This is a genomic window from Haloarcula nitratireducens, from assembly GCF_019599505.1.
This window is the reverse complement of the sequence record NZ_RKLT01000001.1, coordinates 295,100-311,106: the sequence shown is the minus strand read 5'-3', so window position 1 is coordinate 311,106 and position 16,007 is coordinate 295,100. Positions and strand designations below refer to the sequence as shown.

The following is a 16,007-nucleotide window of genomic DNA, read 5'->3' as shown; positions in this document are numbered from 1 at the left end:
TCGTTCTCTTTTCGGAGCGTCGAGAACCGAAACGCTGTGGAGACGCATCGCTACCCGTAGTTTGCGCTCTGACGGCCTACACCGTTCTCCGGTTTCAGCCTCGCTAACGTCTACTCGCCCGCGTAATTGGTTTTCCACGATGCGTCAGACGCGCGTCTGACGTGGAGTTTTGAGGAGCGCGGTGCTAGGCACGTCCATGACCAGTTTGACCGACGTGTACGAGGGGGAGGTCGGCCGCGTCGCGTCGCGCCGTCAGCAGTTCGTCGGGACGGCGCTGTTTCTCGTCGGTACCGCGGGACTCGTCGCCGCCATCGCCCTCGCGACGACGGACGTGGGAACGCGGGTCGGGCTGGGGGATTACGCCGCCCGGGAGGTCGGCGGGATCGTCGCCGGAGTCGGCCTGCCGACCGTCGTCCTCGGCATCTTCGCCGTCTTGCCCGCCAGCGGCCGAACCCGCGCGCTCGCGGTGCTCGGAGCCGGCGTCTCGCTGCTCGGCGTCGTCGCCTTCCGGCACATCTACCCCTACAACTGGATGACGAGCGCGCCGACGCTCGCGCTGGGGACCAGCGTCGTCTACTTTGCCGGCGTCCTGACGACGTTCTGGTGCCTCTTCGTCGCGCTGGCGACGTTCAAGACCCGAAAGGCACCCGGCGGCACCGCCCGGATGGAAGTCACCGAGGAGGGGACCATCAAACTCGTCGAAGAGGGCCGCTCGATACCGGGTCTGGGTGGCATCGGCTTCTTCGGCAACGACCCCGACGGCAGCGTCGAGACGCAGACGAACCGGCCAGACGGCGGCCAGAGCGCCGTCAGCGACGGCGGCGACACCGAGGTCTTCGGTCGGCGACCGACGACTGGCCGTGAGCGAACGCAGTCCACAGACGCCCCCCAGCAGGAGACGACGACCGCCGACCAGTCCTCGAAGTCGACTCGGAGCGGCTCGACGGAAGACGACCGACCGACCTTCTCCGAACGAGACCTCGATCCGTCCATCGCCAACGCCGGCCCAGAGGCTTCGCCGTCGACCGACGGCGGGACGTCTTCCTCGACGGGCCACGATCCCATCACCGAGACGGCCGTCCACCGCGGCGAACCCGACAAGTACTGCGGGAACTGCCGGCACTTCCAGTACGTGATGGACGACGGCGACGTCGAACCGTACTGCACCCACCACGGCAAGCAGTTAGACGACATGGAAGCGTGCTCGTCGTGGCTCGACAACGATTGAACCCGGACGTTTAACACGGACGGCCGGCTAGTGGGGGCAACGATGCAATTCTGCGACGAATGCGGCTCGATGATGAAGACGGAAGACGACCGCTGGGTCTGTGGGAGCTGTGGCAACGAGGAACTGCGCGACTCCGCCGCCGAGCAGGAGATGGCCGTCACCACGCAGGGCCAAGAGGAGTCCGAGATCGTCGACACCTCGGAAGTCGACGCAGAGGAGATGGGCCCGACGACCAGTACGCGCTGTCCCGAGTGCGGAAACGACCGCGCCTACTACGAGATGAAGCAGATCCGCGCCGCCGACGAGTCCGAGACGCGGTTTTTCACCTGCACCGAGTGCGAACACAAGTGGCGCGAGGACGACCACTGAGCCGATAGCGTGCCCGACGACGCCTCGTTTCCGACCGTTCCGGAAGCCCGCCTTCGAGATGACGGCTGGGAACTGACCGACGAGACCGTCGAGACGGTGTTCGAGCTATCGACGGCGAGCGTCGTCGGCGCGACCCGCCTCTACGGGGACAGCCGAACCCGCGAGGCCGCCCTGGAAGCGACCGACATCGACCGGCAGTGGCGCTTCTTCTTCGCGACGGCGCTGACCTTCCGACCGCCGCTGACCCCCGGTATCGGCCCGGCGATGATACTCCCGACGGTCCGCTCCGAGGCCCAGTCCACCTTCGCCGACGAACTTCGGAACCGCGGCTTCGAGGACGTAGAGCGCGGCCGACGAGAGCGAGTCCGCACCGACAGCGGCGACCGTGCCCGACTGCGAACGTACACCGCATCGCTGTCGCTCGACGGGGTCGGCGCGACGCTGTCGATAACCGGCTGGGTCGGCGTCTGGCACGGCGACGGCTTCCGCATCGCCGCGGGCGCGTACCCGAACCGACCGGTCGCCGAGATTCTCGATCTGGCGGACGCCCCGGCGGAACTCGAACGCTCACCGCAGGACTACCGGGACGAACTGCTCGACCTCATCCGCGCCGTCGAGTGACCGCGGCCAGCGGGACGCCGTCGGGAACGAGTTCGACCGATCCGAGTCCGAGCCGCCGGGCCGCGGCGCTCGGTGTGGCGTCCTCACCGACGCGCGCCACGGGGACGCCGCGGACCTGTAACTCGGCGGTCAGGCCGACCGACGCCAGCACCGCCGCGAGGTCCATCGAATCGACCGGTAACCCCCGCCACAGCGCGAGCGCGGCCGGGAGCGAGGGAACGTCCACCGCGACGACGTCGTCGTAGCCGACGACGGTCGCACCGTGGCCGCCGACGTCGACCGCGAGGTCCGCCTCGACGGCCAGCGACGGCCGGTCTTCGAGCGCGTCCAGCAGCTCCGCGGCCGTCTCTAACGGGTCTCGGTGCGCTCGCTCGGTGTCGGTCGTCACTCCTTCTCGCGCGTCGTGACGGTCAGCGTGCCGTCGATACGCCAGTGGGCGTAGTCGGGGTCCTCGCCCGTCTTGCTCGGCACGTCCACTGCCATGTCCTCGAACTCGTAGGTTATCTCGGCGTTGCGACCGGTCAGCCGGTCGTAGAGACTGATCGCGAGTTCGGGCCAGGTCGTCGTCTCGTCGGGAGCTTCGGCTTCGCTCATGCAAACTCACATACGTGTCAGTGACTCTTGAATCCACGGCCAGACGAGTTGTAGAGGTCGCCCGGTCGGGCATTACATCTCAGGGTCGACGGGCGAACGTGAGGTATCCCGTGTGGCCGACGCCGCCCGTAGAGGGGCGGGACCCCCGGTCGTCGAAGTCCATCTCGCGCTGGATGGTGTCGAGCGTCTCGACGGTCGCCAGGCCGACTTCCTCGGCCGCCGCGACGGCCTCGCGCGTGTTCTCGACGAACGGCGAGTAAACGGCCAGCGACCCGCCGCGGCGGAGCAGCGTCGGTGCCCGCTCGACGACCGTCGGGGCGTCTTCGGTGTCCAGCGTGACCACGTCGAACCCCGAGAGGGTGTCGAGGTCGTCGGTCACGTCGCCGGTTCGGACCTCGACGCGGTCCTCGACGCCGGCCAGCGCCATGTTCTCGCGGGCCACGTCGGCGAAGTCGGGGTCGACCTCGTAGGTCACCACGTCGGCACCGAGTCGTCCCATGTACGCGCTGAGAATGCCGGTCCCTGTCCCAGCGTCGAGGACGCGGTCGCCCGCGGCGACGCCGGTCTTGCCGACGACCAGGCCCACGTCCCGGGGCATCATCGGCGCGCCGGTGCGTTCGAGGTGGTTGAACAGGTCCGGCCCGCGGAGCCGCCGCGTCGTGAACGCCGTTCCGAGATGGGTCTCGACGACGTCGCCCGGTTCGACGTCTTCGGGGACCTCTAAAATGCCGAGGTCGGACTCGAATCGCTCACCGGGGTCCAGCAGGTACTCGCGGTCCTCGTGGACGAAGAGATAGGACACGCTACTCGAGCTGGTCGACGGCGTCCGCGAGGTCGCCGTCGTTCTCTTCGAGCGCCTCTCGCGCCGTCTCCTCGTCGACGCCGGTCCGCATCGCGACGAGTTCGACGTCGTCCGCGTCGACGACGTTCCCGTCGTCACCGTCGTCGCTCTCGCTCGCGTCGCTCCCGCTCTCACCGCTCTCGATTGCGGCACTCTCCGCGCTCTCGCCCGAACCGAGTTCGCGCGATTCCGGGTCGCCGACGACCTGGTAGGTCTTCTGGCCCTGGGCCTCCATCAGTTGGACCTCGGCGTCGCTGAAGACGAGTTCCTCGTCGGCCGTCCGGATGATTACCTCTTCGGCATCGATGTCGTCCATGCTGATGCCCATCTGTTCCATCATCTGCTGCATCTTGCGAGGGTTCATGCCCCCGCCGCCTCCGCCGAACATACCCGTGAGTGTGCGTTCCGGCCGGAAATATTTAGCGACCCACCTTTTTCTACGGGGGCGTCGCGCTCGCCGCTGGCGAGCGCTCGACCCCCGCACAAAAACGTGGTCTTGCTGAGCAGAGCGAAGCAAGGCTCGTCAGAGCTTGCTCTGACGGTGGCGAAAAAGGCCGAACTCGCGGCGTCGCCGCGAGTTCGGTACAGTACGAACTACCGCACCGCAGGCGACAGCACTCGGCGAAGGCATCCTCGACCACGGCGTCGAGGAACTGATGCGCCGCGAGTAGATGTTCGCGGACGCCTATCGGTAGGTCACTCTTCGGCGAATACCCTGATCTCGTCCGAGTTGACCGTAACGAAGTGGTTCGAGCCGGATCGCACGTCGAACGACCCGATAGAGAGTGTATATGATAGCTCCGGTCCGTCCTCGACGGTCACGGCGAGTTCGTACTCACCCGGCGATCGAATACCGCTATCGAACGCTTCGCCGTCGCCCGCATCGAGCGTCAGCGACTCGTCGATGTACGTATCGTCGGCGCGCGTGAGCGTGAGCGACACCGTTCGTCGCGTCTCCGTCTCGTTGCTGATAGAGAACAGAATCGGGTCGTCGGGATCGGGTGTCACCGGTGGCGTCACCGTCTCCGTGGGCGATTCCGTGGCCGTTGGCACGTCCGCGGGCGTCACGTCTGCCGGCGTCCGTTCGGGCGTACCGAGGCTGTTGCACCCGGCGAGCGACGCGGCGGAGAGCGCGACGGCCGAGAGGGCCTGTCGGCGGCGCATAGCGACCGTTCAGAAGTGCGCAGTAAATGCTTTCTGTCAGCTATCCGCTCCGTCGCGGACCTTCACGGCCATCCCCGTCTCGAAGTCGGCCATCCCCTCGCCGGGGAGTTCCGCGCGGCCGACGGCGAGTAGATCGCCGTCCTCGTGGACGACGAGGGCCTCGTCGCCCGGGCGGAGACCCGAGTCCGCTCGCGTCACGAACTTGGCGAAGGCGTTGCGGCCCTCGCGGACGAACGGTTCGCTCTCGTCGCCGACGACGACGCGGTGCCGCGGCGCGTCGAAGGATTCCTGCAGGCGTCGGCCGCCCGCGAGGCCGAGTCGGTAGCGGCCGTCTGTACCGTAGGTGACGAGGCGACCGTCGTCGGCGTGGACCTGTCGAGGTCGGCCGGAACTGGTGTGCGTTATCTCGATACCTTCGAGGGCAGGAAAGAGCGCCGCACCCGCGCCGCCGCCGAACTGGTAGTCGGCGGCCCGTCGGAGACCTGGGAGGTCGGTGTCAGTCATTGTCGGCGTTGGTCGCTCGGGGAGCAACTCGCTTTCGGTCGCCGCTCGTCGACTGCAGTTCAGTTATCCCCTCGAACGGCGCCCGTCGTGATAGATAAATTATATACCGGGGCGGTACGGTGATATTTGTGACCACGTAACGTACTTTCGTCGGGCGATTTTGGAGAAATTTATACCGGATGAGCGACAAACGACAGGTACCATGGCTACAGACAAGCGAAAGATGCTGCTGGGCGGCGTCCTCCTGTTCGTCAGTTCGGTGCTCATCCTCACCGCCGGACCGATAAGTCTCGGAATCCCGTCGATCGTCGGCGGTCTCGCGGCGCTCGGGCTGGCCGCCGGCTCGCTGCTGGTCGGCACGTCCGAAGACGGTCGCCCGGTCTGAACGCCGCTTCGTTTTCGCGATAACCGCGCGACCAGCGGTAGCTACAGCAGGAATCGGTCGGGGTCGGCACTCATGTCGACGAAGCCGTCGACGGCCTCCTTGAGGTCTTCCGAAGAGGACTCCTCGAAGCCCATCGCCTCGACGCGACAGCCCTCGTGGCGGAGGTAGTGACAGAGTCGAGCGAAGTCGCCATCGCCCGTACAGAGGACGACGGCGTCGTTGTGCTTCGCCAGCGTGACGGCGTCTAAGCTCATACCGACGTCCCAGTCGGCCTTCTTCGACCCGTCCTGGAACGTCTTGATGTCCTTGATTCGCGTCTCGAAACCGATGTCTACGAGCGCCTCGAAGAACGTCTCTTCCTCGGGCGAGTCCGCACGGATGACGTAGGCGATGGCGCGGGAGAGTTCACGGCCGTCGACGGCGTCTTCGAGCAGCGCGGAGTAATCGATGTTGCGCGAGTAGAGACTCCGGGCGGTGTGGTAGAGGTTCTGCGCGTCGGCCAGTACGGCCACGCGCTGACCCGGATGAGATACGGTCATATCGGAATTCGTATGCCCTTCGGGATAGGCTTTCGGGGTTAGCGAGAGCTTGAGTAACGCGAGAGGTCTCGTCGGAACGGTGAACGAAGTGAGCTGTGGAGTAGCGAGGGGCGCGACCAACGGGAGCGGTCCTCGAAGCGACGCGCGAACACAACAGCTAAGTCCCTCACGGATTTTCACACGGATATGCGACGACGCCACGACCCGGCGGACCGCCAGGCGGTCAGCGGCGTCTGCGTCGTCCCGAAACGCAAAGGCAAGCGATAGCGATGGCTCGCGGCGGGCGTGGCACACCCGTCCCGGGTCGCTTTCTCTCGTATCGCCTCCAACCGCACCACCTATCCCACAGCGACACCACACACCTCAGCAATGACAGCAATCGACTTCCACGGCGTCTACCCCGCGATGTGTACGCCGTTCGAGGACGACGACGAACGCAGTATCGACTTCGAAACGCTCCGACGCGACGCTCAGCGACTGGAGGAGGCCGGCGTCGACGGTCTCGTTCCGGTCGGGTCGACCGGCGAATCCGCGACGCTCACCCACGACGAACACGTCGAGGTCGTCGAGGCGGTCATCGACGCCGTCGACGACGTGCCGGTCGTCGCCGGCACCGGCTCGAACAACACCCGCGAGGCGCTCTCGCTCTCTCAGCGGGCCGCGGACGCGGGTGCCGACGCGCTCCTACTCATCTCGCCGTACTACAACAAGCCCGAACAGCAGGGCCTCGTCGACCACTTCACCGCCATCGCCGACGAGGTGGACCTCCCGCAGATCGTCTACAACGTTCCCTCGCGGACCGGTCGGAACGTCGAACCCGACACCGCCGTCGAGTTGGCTGGCCACGAGAACATCGCGGCGTACAAGGCCGCCAGCGGCGACATGGGACAGATCTCCGAGATCATCGAACGCACGCGCGACGAGGAGTTCGCGGTGCTCTCGGGCGACGACGGGATGACCCTGCCGATGCTCTCGGTGGGGGCGACCGGCTGTATCTCCGTGGCCGCGAACGTCGAGCCCGAGCGGACCTGCGCGATGGTCGGCGCGGCTCTCGCGGACGACTTCGAGCGCGCTCGCGCCCTGCACCACGAGCTCGGGCCGCTGTTCCGCGCGCTGTTCGTCGAGACCAACCCCATCCCGGTCAAGGAGGCCATGCGCATCCGCGGCTACGGCCCCGGCTACGTCCGCTCGCCGCTGACGCGCCTCTCGGAGGAACACACCGAACACCTCCGGAACGTCCTCGACGTGCTCGAGAGCGAGGACCTGGAAGACGAGTACGCGGAGCGGGAGCGATGACGCGGATCGGCCTCCTGGGAATCACCGGTCGAATGGGCGAGACGGTCGTCGAGACGGCGGCCGACCGAGACGTCGAAATCGTCGTCGGCTTCGCCACGAGCGACGTGGAATCCGTCGAGGGCGTCCCGGTCGTCCACCCCGAGGACGCCGCCGAGGCGCTCGCCGACTACGACGTCGACGTCGTCGTCGACTTCGCCGTCCCCGAGGGAGCGCTCGTCGTCGCCGAGGCCTGCGCCGAGACGGGCGTCCCCATCGTCGTCGGGAGCACCGGCTTCGACGAGGACGGGACGGCCCGACTCGACGCCGTCAGCGAGGACGTGGCCCTGCTGAAGGCGACGAACTTCTCGCGGGGCATCCAGGTTCTCCAGCGCACGGTCCGCGAGGCCGTCGCCGCACTGGACGAGTACGACCTCGAACTGATGGAGAGCCACCACAACGGGAAGGTCGACGCGCCGTCGGGGACCGCCAACAGCATCCTCGAAACGATTCGGGAAGAGCGAGACGTCGAACCGGTCTACGGCCGCGAAGGGCACGCGCCCCGTAGTGAGGACGAAATCGGCGTGTTCGCGCGTCGAGCGGGCGACATCCGCGGCGAACACGAACTCATCCTCGCGGGCAACGACGAGGTGCTGTCGCTCTCCCACCGCGCGGAGGACCGCGCGGTCTTCGCCGCCGGAGCGCTCGACGCGGCGGTGTGGCTCTCGGACCGAACCCCCGGTCGCTATACGTTCGGGGAAGTTATCGACGCCTGAGCATGCTCGGACAAGACCTCGAACGGAACGTCGGGGACCTCTGGACGGCGTACGAACAGGGCGCGACTGTCGAGGATATCGAACCGCCGCAACTGGACACGCTCGATAGCTTCCTCACCGCCCTCGAGAACGGCGAGATCCGCGCCGCCGAGAAGGTCGACGGCGAGTGGCAGGTCAACGAGTGGGTCAAGCGCGGCATCCTCCTGAACTTCGCGTTCCGAGAGACCCACAGTCGGGATTACGGGAGCGTCCCGTACCACGACGTCTTGCCCCTGCGCGACACCGGCGACCTCGGCGAGCGCGGCACCCGCAACACGCCCGACGGCACGACTATCCGCCGGGGGGCGTATCTGGGTTCGGACTGCATCATGATGTCGCCCTCCTTCGTCAACATCGGAGCGCACGTCGGCGACGGGACGCTCATCGATTCCTGTGACACCGTCGGCTCCTGCGCGCAGATCGGCGAGAACGTCAAACTCGGCGCGAACACGCTCGTCGGCGGCGTCCTCGAACCGGTCGAGAGCAACCCCGTCATCGTCGAGGACGACGTCTCGCTCGGTGCCGGCTGTCGCGTCACCAGCGGCTTTATCGTCGGCAAAGGGAGCGTCGTCGGCGAGAACACGCTGCTGACGCCGCGCATCCCCGTCTACGACCTCGTCGAAGAGGAAGTCCTCTACGGCGAACTCCCGCCCGAACGACGCGCCTTCCAGCGGTTCGTCGACTCGTCGGTCGGCGAACACGACCTCATCCCCGGCGGCGCGTACAAGCCCGCGGTGGTCGCCACGGACGTAGAGGAGGAGACGCTGGAAGCGACGGAGCGAGAGGACGCGCTGAGAGACTAGCGAGGGCGCGAACAACGACACCTTACCCCGTCCGCGACTCGCACCTCGAACCCGCCCGCGCTTTTCGTTTCGGCGTAAGCACGCGTTACGCCGAGCGCTGCCACGAGACAATCGGTTGTATATTTGTCACCAATGCCCATAGTCGAGGGTATGAGCCAGCGACTCGCCGCGCCGACTCTCTCGGACTCGCTCAGGTACACGTGGGGAGCGGGAGCCGCGGGCGGTCTCGTCGGCGGCGTCGGGATGGGCGTCGTCTTCCACCTCGGGGCGAATCTCATGCCGTTCGTCGGGGCGCTGTACGGATGGCCGACGGTCCTCGGCGGGTGGGCGGTCCACCTGTTCAACAGCGTCCTCGCCGGAATACTGTTCACGTTTATCCTCTCGCGGCCGATCTTCCGCCAGCAGGCGACGACGGTGGCCGAGAGCGTCGCGGCGGGGGTCGTCTACGCGGCGGCCATCGGGCTCGTCTCGACCGGTCTCCTCCTCCCTATCTCGATGACCGCGCTCGGCGTCGAGTCGTTCCCGGAACCGCTGGTGCCGCTCCCGGGTTTCCTCGGTAGTTTCCTCGTGATTCTCTCGGTCGGCGTCGCCCACGTCGTCTACGGCGTCCTGCTCGGGGCGACCTACGCCGTTATCCACGAGCACCCGTGGACGAGCGTCGAATCGGAAGCGGGGACGTGAAAAGCGGTCAGGCCGCGCGAGCGCCGCCAGAAGATTCGTCGAGCGTGGTCTGCCGACCGCCGGAGGTGTCCTCGCCGCGGCCCCGGTAGGTCTCGCGCAGTGCCAGCGCGAGCGCACCCAGGCCCAGCAGGAACGCGACCAGCTGGAACAGACCGCCGAAGATGGGGATGGCCCCGAGGACGGCGAACCCGACGAGGCCGACGAGGAGCGCGAGCCAGCGGTTGTCCTCGCCGGCCAGCGAGAGCGCCCACGCGCCGACGGCGTACTGCCCGTAGACCAGCGCGACCCACGCCGTGACGCCGAAGACGAACGCCCCCACGAGCGAGAGCGGGATGCCGACGATGGTGACGACGAGGACGGCGAGCACCAGCGGAACGGCTATCAGCGTCAACAGACCGACGCCGCCGGATTTGGCGGGACTCCCCGCGACGCGGTCGGCGACGCGGGTCGAGAACGCCGGGAACACGGCCAGCAGGACGACGCCGAGCAGGAGATTGACGAACAGGCCGTAGAGAGCACCGAGCCACGCGGGGACGGCGAACTCGGCGAAGTCCGGTCCGGCGTCGCTTCCGATGCCGTCGTCGCGGACGACGCCGCCGGCGACGCTCGCCGCGGGGTCCTGCCTGAACGTCTCGGCGTCGTAGCGGAACTCGCCGCCGACGACGGCGTTCGGCCCGAGGACGACGGTCTCGGCCCCGGCGGCCACGTCGCCCTCGACGGCGCCGTCGACCGAGATGTAGCTGGCTCCCGATTCGAGGTTCCCGCCGATGCGGGCCGTCTCGCTTATCTCGACGGTGCCCGCGGCGGCGCTGACGTCGCCGCCGACGGTGCCGTCGATTCGGACGGTCCCGGCGGCGGCGGAGACGTCACCGCCGACCTCGCCGGTCTCGGTGACGTGAACGGTCCCGGACGCGACCGAGACATCGCCGGTCACGGTCCCCCGGACGATGACCGTCCCGGCGAAGCCCTGAACGCTATCGTAGGACTCGTCCGGGCCGACGATGATCGAGTCCGCGGCCCCTTCGAAGGACTGCGCGGCGGCGACGCCGGTTCCGACCGACAGGAAGAGCATCGCTGCGAGCGCCGCTGCGAGTGCTCGTCGGCTGACGGCGGCTGAACGGAGAGTCATATGCGGAGATACTCTCGACGAGATAATAAGTATAGGCTGACACGAACCGGCACGCGCTTCGGTAAGCCGAACGAAGCCCGGGTTGGCCGACGTTTCGAGCGCGTCGATGGTGTCCGATACCGCTGCCAGACGGGACGAGACGCGCCCTACGCTAGCCTTACTCCGAGACAATCACGGCTCGTCTCCCGTCTTCGGACGCACTACTCGTGGTAACCGTTGTGCGTCCATTGCGGGCATATATCACGGTACTGTACTTTCTCGATCGTCGCGTCACGAACCGCGCCGGCGGTCGCTTCGCCAGTCGCGGTCCGTCGAAACGGAACCCTTGTTAGCCGCCGTCGCCCTTCTTGGGGCAATGAGTCACGATTCGCCGCCGGTCCGTCGCCTCGCGGACTGGGACCACGACCGACTCGGTCGGCTGGCGGCCGAACACGCCACGCCGCTGTACGTCGTCGACCTCGACCGCGTCGCCGCGAACTACGAGCGGTTCGCGTCGGCGTTTCCGGACGCTCACGTCATGTACGCCGCGAAGGCCCACACCGGCCGCGCAGTGCTCTCGACGCTTCTCGATGCGGGCGCGGACATCGAGTGCGCCGCGTGGGGAGAACTCCAACGCGCTATCGACGCGGGCGCGGACCCGAACACGCTCCAGTACACGGCGGTCAACCCCCCTGACCGGGACCTCGACTACGCCGCGGACCTCGCCGCCGAGCACCCGGGTCTGACTATCACCGGCGGCGCGCGGGACACCTTCGACCGCCTCGAAGCGCGCGGCTACGACGGCCGCGTCGCCATCCGCATCAACCCCGGCATCGGCACCGGCCACCACGAGAAGGTGGCGACGGGCAAGGACGCGAAGTTCGGTATCCCCTACGACGAGGTGCCCGAACTCGCCGACGAACTGAACGAGCGATTCGACCTCGTCGGCGTACATGCTCACGCCGGCAGCGGCGTCCTCCACGACGACTTGGACGACCACTGCCGAGCCATCGGCAAGGTGGCGGACATGGGCCGCACGATCGAGGACCGCATCGGCGGACTGGAGTTCGTCGACTTCGGCGGCGGCTTCGGCGTCCCGTACCGCGAGGACGAGGCACCCCTCGACATGCAGATAGTGGGGGAGAAGGTCCGCGACGCCGTCGGCGAGCTGGAAGCGCAGATCAAGTTAGAGCCGGGCCGCTACGTCGTCGCCGACTCCGAGCTGATCCTCACCGAGGTCAACACAATAAAGGAGACGCCGGCGGCCACCGTCGTCGGCGTGGACGCCTCGCTGGCGACGCTCATCCGCCCGGCGATGTTCGACTCCTATCACCCCATCCGCAACCTCACCGCGCCGGACCGCGAGGCCGAACCGGTCTCCGTGGGCGGCCCCTGCTGTACGAGCGCCGACGTGTTCTGTACCGACCGTCCCATCGCTCGCCCGGAGCGAGAGGACCTGCTCGCCATCGGCAACGCCGGCGCGTACGGCTACGAACTCGCGAATCAGTTCCACTCCCAGCCCCGACCCGCGGAAGTCGCGATCGACGGCGACGAGACGCGGATCGTCCGCGAGCGCGAGACGCTCGAAGACGTCACCCGTCTCGAGCGATGAGCGAGTTCGACCTCGCGGCGTTCCACCGACGGGCCGTCGAAATCGACTCGACCGAGTCCGTCGAGGCGATGCGCGACGCGCTCGTCGAGACGCTCGAAGGCGCCGGTATCGACCCGAGGATAGACGAGTTGGGGAACGTCCTCGCCACGGCTGGTGCGGCCGACCCGGACGCGGCGGCCGACGCTGACACCCACTTCGTCCTCAACACGCACATCGACACCGTGCCGCCCCACCTCCCCTACGAGCGCCGGACTGACCCGCCGGGTGACGAGCGAATCGGCGGACGCGAGGCGGGAGACGGGGACGAGAGCGAGAGCGAGGGCGATATCGTCTGCGGTCGCGGTGCCTGCGACGCGAAGGGGCCGCTGGCCGCGCTGCTGGACGCCTTTCTCACGGTCGAACCCGACGACGGCGCGGTGACGCTGGCCGTCTCCGTCGACGAGGAGACGACCCAGACCGGCGGCGCGCACCTCGCGGAGACCGTCGACGCCGACGGCTACATCGTTGGCGAGCCGACCGGGCTGGACGTCTGTACCGCGGCGAAGGGGCAGTTCGAGGGCACGGTGACTATCCGCGGTGAGAGCGCTCACGCCGCCGACCCGGGGAGCGGGAAGAACGCGATTCGAGCGGCCGCTCCCATGTTACAGGCGATGGAGACCTACGACGAGGAGCGGGGACCGGACGACCACGAGTCGCTGGGGCGGGCGCTGCTGACCGCGTCGATGATCGAGGGCGGCGAGGCGACCAATCAGGTTCCGGCCGAGTGTACGATCACCTTCGACCGGCGGAGCGTCCCGCCGGAGACCAGCGCGACGTTCTGTACCGAACTGGAAGAGCACCTCGCCCAGTGGCTCCCGACCGGGATGGACCTCGACGTGTCGCTCATCCGCCCCGACACGCCGTTTCCCGAGGCGTTCGCCACCGACGCCGACGCGGAACTCGTTCGGGTTCTACGGGACGCCAGCGGCGGCGCAGTGCGGCCCTTCGGCGCGGCGACGGAGGCGTCGTACTTCGCCGAGCGCGGACCGACGGTCGTGTTCGGGCCGGGGGAACTGGCCGACGACGTGGGCGCGATTGCCCACTCCAAGCGCGAGTACGTCCGGCTCTCGGACGTGCGAACGGCCGCGCGCGCGGTGCGCGAGACGCTCGAGCGACTCGTCTAGTTCGGCCGCTCCGCTCAGTCGAGCAGCGCCATCGCCTCGTCGTCGCTGACCTGCGAGAAGTCCCGATAGAACTGCCCGACGGCGGCGAAGTTCGAGGGCGTCTCGACGGCCACGACTCGGTCGGCGACGCGTTCGAACGAGTCGGCGGTCCCGGGCGAGGCGACGGGGACGGCGACGACGACGCTCGCCGCGCCGGCGTCTCGAACGCGCTGGACGCAGGCCCGCATCGTCGCGCCAGTCGCCAACCCGTCGTCGACGACGAGGACGCGCTCGCCCGCGAGATCGAGCGGCGGCCGGTCGCCGCGGTAGCGGTCGAACTTCTCTTTCGCCGCTCGCTGTTCGTGTTCGGTCTCCTCGTCCATGTACTCCGGCGAGAGGTCGAAGGAAGCGATGACGGACTCGTTGCGCCACGTCGTCCCGTCGTCGGCGACGGCGGCGACGGCGAGTTCGGGATTCCCCGGCGCGCCGACCTTCCGGGCGACGACGACGTCCAGCGGAACGTCGAGCGCGTCGGCGACGGCCCTCCCGACGGGTAGGCCGCCGCGCGGAATCGCCAAGACGACGTCCGCGTCGACGTTCGCCCGCGCTATCGCCGCGGCGAGTCGCTCCCCGGCCTCCGTGCGGTTCGCGAACATGTAACTGGCTACGAACGACGCCGTGATAACGCTCGCGGTCAGTCCTGCGGCGAGGCCGCCGTCGTCTCTCCGTCGCCGACAGCGAGCGTCTCCTCGACCTGCCAGTAGGTGAGGACGAGCGCGACGAGCGCCAGGGCCGCACCGACGGTGAAGGGCGTGCTGAAGCTCCCGAGGTTGTAGAGCAGGCCCGACGCGAGCGGGCCGGCGGCGACGCCGAGACCGAACGCCATCGTCAGCACCGACAGCGTCGTCCCGGACCCGCGCTCGCCCGCGAGGTCACCGGCCAGCGCCAGCGACGGCGCGAACACGAGGGCGACGGCGATGCCCTGGACGAACCGCGCGCCGAGCATCAGCCACGGGTCCGTGACGACGCCCTGCGCGTACACCGCCGGGACGAGGACGACGAACCCGGCGACGACGAACGGCCGCCGCCCGATCCGGTCGCTGGCCCGACCGACCGGCACCTGGAGGAGGACGTTGGCGATGACGACGGCGGCGAACTGGACGCTGAACATGAACGTCGACTCGTCCAGTCGCATCCGAATCGGGCCTTCGAGCGTGGCGAACAGCGCGATGGTCGTCGCCATCATGAACGTGCCGACGCCGAGGACGAAGACCGAGTCGAGGCCGTTCCCGTCGGGGTCGAAGACGGCGATGGAGAGGTTCTTGCTCGCGGCGTCGGCGGCGACGGGCGGGTCCTCGATGAGGACGGCGACCAGCGCGAAACTGACGAGCGCCCCGAGGACGGCGACGGCGAAGGCGGCGGTGAATCCCGAGAAGGAGAGGCCGCCGAGCGCGTAGGAGACGACGCCCTCGGCACCGAAGCCGCCGGTGACGACGACGCCCGCGACGATGGGGCCGAACCCGAACCCGATGAGCCTGAAGGTGTTGAACACGCCGAAGTTCCCGCCCCGCTCGCTGTCGCTCTCGGCGTAGTCGTTGACCAGCGCGATGGTCGCGGGGATGGTGAACGCCGCGCCGACGCCCTGAAGCGCCCGCGCCACGAGCACCGCCCAGTACGAGGAGAGGAACGGATACGAGGCGCTCCCGACGGCGAAGATGAGGAGACCGACGAGGACGAACCCGCGACGCCGGCCGGTCCGATCGGAGATCCGGCCCGTGATCGGCTGGCCGAAGGAGTTCAGCAGGCCGAACAGCGAGAGGACGAGGCCGATGAGCGTCTCCTCGCGGAGGACGAACCCGAACAGCTCCGCGCCGGCGATGCCGGTGAGCGTCACCTGCCCGCTGGCGATGTACAGCGGCAGGACGATGATGAGGAAGGAGTTGCCCAGCGCGTCCGCCAACCGAGCGAACGCCAGGGTCAGGACGCGGTTGTCGGTTCCGAGGACCATCTACGGGATAGTTGGCCGCTTGCCACCTGAGAGTTCCGTTCGCGAACTGCGAGAGCCACAAGAGATTCATACCGGTAGTCACCCCGTGAAAACGTGTCCGCACACGAACGATTGAGCGACGCCGTCTTCGAGGCCGTCGCCGCTCGGGAAGGCGTCGACCCGACGGACCTGCCGGAACCGGTGTTCCCGCAGATAGACCCCGACGCCCTCGACAACCTGTTCAGACGCGGAACCGGGCGAGTCGCGTTCAGGTATCTCGATTACGAGGTGACGGTCAGTAGCAGTGGCGACGTCTCGATCGAAACGCTCGGCGACCGCTGA

The 16,007-nt window shown here is 68.0% G+C and carries 21 protein-coding genes; 11 read left to right on the top strand and 10 right to left on the bottom strand.

The genetic code is table 11. From position 1 onward, the window contains the following. Nucleotides 1–196 precede the first annotated feature (196 nt). The 3 genes from EGH23_RS01545 to EGH23_RS01535 are packed head-to-tail and all read left to right on the top strand — an operon-like array spanning nt 197 to nt 2,218. On the top strand, nt 197–1,228 hold the full coding sequence (locus EGH23_RS01545; protein WP_220578271.1) for a cell division protein CdpA domain-containing protein: 1,032 nt from the start codon (nt 197–199) through the stop codon (nt 1,226–1,228). Nucleotides 1,229–1,270: 42 nt separating this feature from the next. Further along, entirely contained in the window at nt 1,271–1,597 is a 327-nt protein-coding gene (locus tag EGH23_RS01540) for a transcription factor S (RefSeq protein WP_220578270.1), read from the top strand. 9 nt (nt 1,598–1,606) lie between these two features. Then, the gene (locus tag EGH23_RS01535; protein WP_220578269.1) at nt 1,607–2,218 is read left to right on the top strand and encodes a DUF6517 family protein; all 612 of its coding nucleotides are present in this window, start codon (nt 1,607–1,609) and stop codon (nt 2,216–2,218) included. On the opposite strand, the gene EGH23_RS01530 is transcribed toward EGH23_RS01535, so the two are convergent. From EGH23_RS01530 to EGH23_RS01505, 6 genes are all read right to left on the bottom strand, one after another. Further along, the gene (locus EGH23_RS01530; RefSeq protein WP_328765771.1) at nt 2,199–2,606 is read right to left on the bottom strand and encodes a hypothetical protein; all 408 of its coding nucleotides are present in this window, start codon (nt 2,604–2,606) and stop codon (nt 2,199–2,201) included. The two genes, EGH23_RS01535 and EGH23_RS01530, sit on opposite strands and share 20 nt — an antisense overlap. Beyond that, nucleotides 2,603–2,812: a hypothetical protein gene (locus tag EGH23_RS01525; RefSeq protein ID WP_220578268.1), complete on the bottom strand. Its 210-nt coding sequence runs from the start codon at nt 2,810–2,812 to the stop codon at nt 2,603–2,605. Before EGH23_RS01525 ends, EGH23_RS01530 begins: the two co-directional genes overlap by 4 nt. 79 nt (nt 2,813–2,891) lie before the next feature. Then, a complete protein-coding gene (locus EGH23_RS01520; RefSeq protein ID WP_220578267.1) occupies nt 2,892–3,614 on the bottom strand; it encodes a methyltransferase domain-containing protein in 723 nt (240 codons plus the stop codon). 1 nt (nt 3,615) lies between these two features. Then, the gene (locus EGH23_RS01515) at nt 3,616–4,041 is read right to left on the bottom strand and encodes a nascent polypeptide-associated complex protein (protein WP_220578266.1); all 426 of its coding nucleotides are present in this window, start codon (nt 4,039–4,041) and stop codon (nt 3,616–3,618) included. 308 nt (nt 4,042–4,349) lie between these two features. After that, nucleotides 4,350–4,817, bottom strand: coding sequence for an Ig-like domain-containing protein (locus tag EGH23_RS01510; protein WP_220578265.1), 468 nt, complete (start codon nt 4,815–4,817; stop codon nt 4,350–4,352). A 36-nt stretch (nt 4,818–4,853) separates the two neighbouring features. Beyond that, nucleotides 4,854–5,321: a PUA domain-containing protein gene (locus EGH23_RS01505; RefSeq protein ID WP_220578264.1), complete on the bottom strand. Its 468-nt coding sequence runs from the start codon at nt 5,319–5,321 to the stop codon at nt 4,854–4,856. Between the two features lie 202 nt (nt 5,322–5,523). Here EGH23_RS01505 and EGH23_RS01500 point away from each other — a divergent pair, with 202 nt between their 5' ends. Further along, nucleotides 5,524–5,706: a hypothetical protein gene (locus EGH23_RS01500; RefSeq protein ID WP_220578263.1), complete on the top strand. Its 183-nt coding sequence runs from the start codon at nt 5,524–5,526 to the stop codon at nt 5,704–5,706. 41 nt (nt 5,707–5,747) lie between these two features. Here EGH23_RS01500 and EGH23_RS01495 read toward each other — a convergent pair whose 3' ends face one another. Beyond that, the gene (locus EGH23_RS01495; protein ID WP_135302238.1) at nt 5,748–6,245 is read right to left on the bottom strand and encodes a LabA-like NYN domain-containing protein; all 498 of its coding nucleotides are present in this window, start codon (nt 6,243–6,245) and stop codon (nt 5,748–5,750) included. Between the two features lie 369 nt (nt 6,246–6,614). Between EGH23_RS01495 and dapA the strand changes: the two genes are divergently transcribed. The 4 genes from dapA (at nt 6,615) to EGH23_RS01475 (ending at nt 9,816) form a co-directional block, all read left to right on the top strand. Continuing rightward, on the top strand, nt 6,615–7,541 hold the full coding sequence (dapA, locus tag EGH23_RS01490) for a 4-hydroxy-tetrahydrodipicolinate synthase (RefSeq protein ID WP_220578262.1): 927 nt from the start codon (nt 6,615–6,617) through the stop codon (nt 7,539–7,541). Then, entirely contained in the window at nt 7,538–8,293 is a 756-nt protein-coding gene (gene dapB, locus EGH23_RS01485) for a 4-hydroxy-tetrahydrodipicolinate reductase (RefSeq protein ID WP_220578261.1), read from the top strand. The genes dapA and dapB overlap by 4 nt, the downstream gene beginning before the upstream one ends. Before the next feature lie 2 nt (nt 8,294–8,295). Beyond that, nucleotides 8,296–9,135, top strand: a complete 840-nt coding sequence (locus EGH23_RS01480) for a 2,3,4,5-tetrahydropyridine-2,6-dicarboxylate N-succinyltransferase (protein ID WP_220578260.1) — start codon at nt 8,296–8,298, stop codon at nt 9,133–9,135. A 150-nt stretch (nt 9,136–9,285) separates the two neighbouring features. Further along, nucleotides 9,286–9,816 (top strand): hypothetical protein, encoded by a 531-nt coding sequence (locus EGH23_RS01475; RefSeq protein WP_236044588.1) that lies wholly within the window; start codon nt 9,286–9,288, stop codon nt 9,814–9,816. A gap of 7 nt (nt 9,817–9,823) precedes the next feature. Here EGH23_RS01475 and EGH23_RS01470 read toward each other — a convergent pair whose 3' ends face one another. Continuing rightward, nucleotides 9,824–10,945, bottom strand: a complete 1,122-nt coding sequence (locus EGH23_RS01470; RefSeq protein ID WP_220578259.1) for a bactofilin family protein — start codon at nt 10,943–10,945, stop codon at nt 9,824–9,826. A gap of 355 nt (nt 10,946–11,300) precedes the next feature. Between EGH23_RS01470 and lysA the strand changes: the two genes are divergently transcribed. After that, nucleotides 11,301–12,536, top strand: coding sequence for a diaminopimelate decarboxylase (gene lysA / locus EGH23_RS01465; protein WP_220578258.1), 1,236 nt, complete (start codon nt 11,301–11,303; stop codon nt 12,534–12,536). Then, nucleotides 12,533–13,699 (top strand): M20 family metallopeptidase, encoded by a 1,167-nt coding sequence (locus EGH23_RS01460; protein WP_220578257.1) that lies wholly within the window; start codon nt 12,533–12,535, stop codon nt 13,697–13,699. Before lysA ends, EGH23_RS01460 begins: the two co-directional genes overlap by 4 nt. Nucleotides 13,700–13,713: 14 nt before the next feature. Here the strand turns inward: EGH23_RS01460 and EGH23_RS01455 are convergent, their stop codons facing one another. Next, nucleotides 13,714–14,334, bottom strand: a complete 621-nt coding sequence (locus EGH23_RS01455; RefSeq protein WP_220578256.1) for a phosphoribosyltransferase — start codon at nt 14,332–14,334, stop codon at nt 13,714–13,716. A 38-nt stretch (nt 14,335–14,372) separates the two neighbouring features. Beyond that, nucleotides 14,373–15,686 carry an MFS transporter gene (locus EGH23_RS01450; RefSeq protein ID WP_220578255.1) on the bottom strand — a complete coding sequence of 438 codons (1,314 nt, stop codon included), beginning with the start codon at nt 15,684–15,686 and terminating at the stop codon, nt 14,373–14,375. A gap of 93 nt (nt 15,687–15,779) precedes the next feature. Here EGH23_RS01450 and EGH23_RS01445 point away from each other — a divergent pair, with 93 nt between their 5' ends. Continuing rightward, the gene (locus EGH23_RS01445) at nt 15,780–16,007 is read left to right on the top strand and encodes a HalOD1 output domain-containing protein (protein WP_220578254.1); all 228 of its coding nucleotides are present in this window, start codon (nt 15,780–15,782) and stop codon (nt 16,005–16,007) included.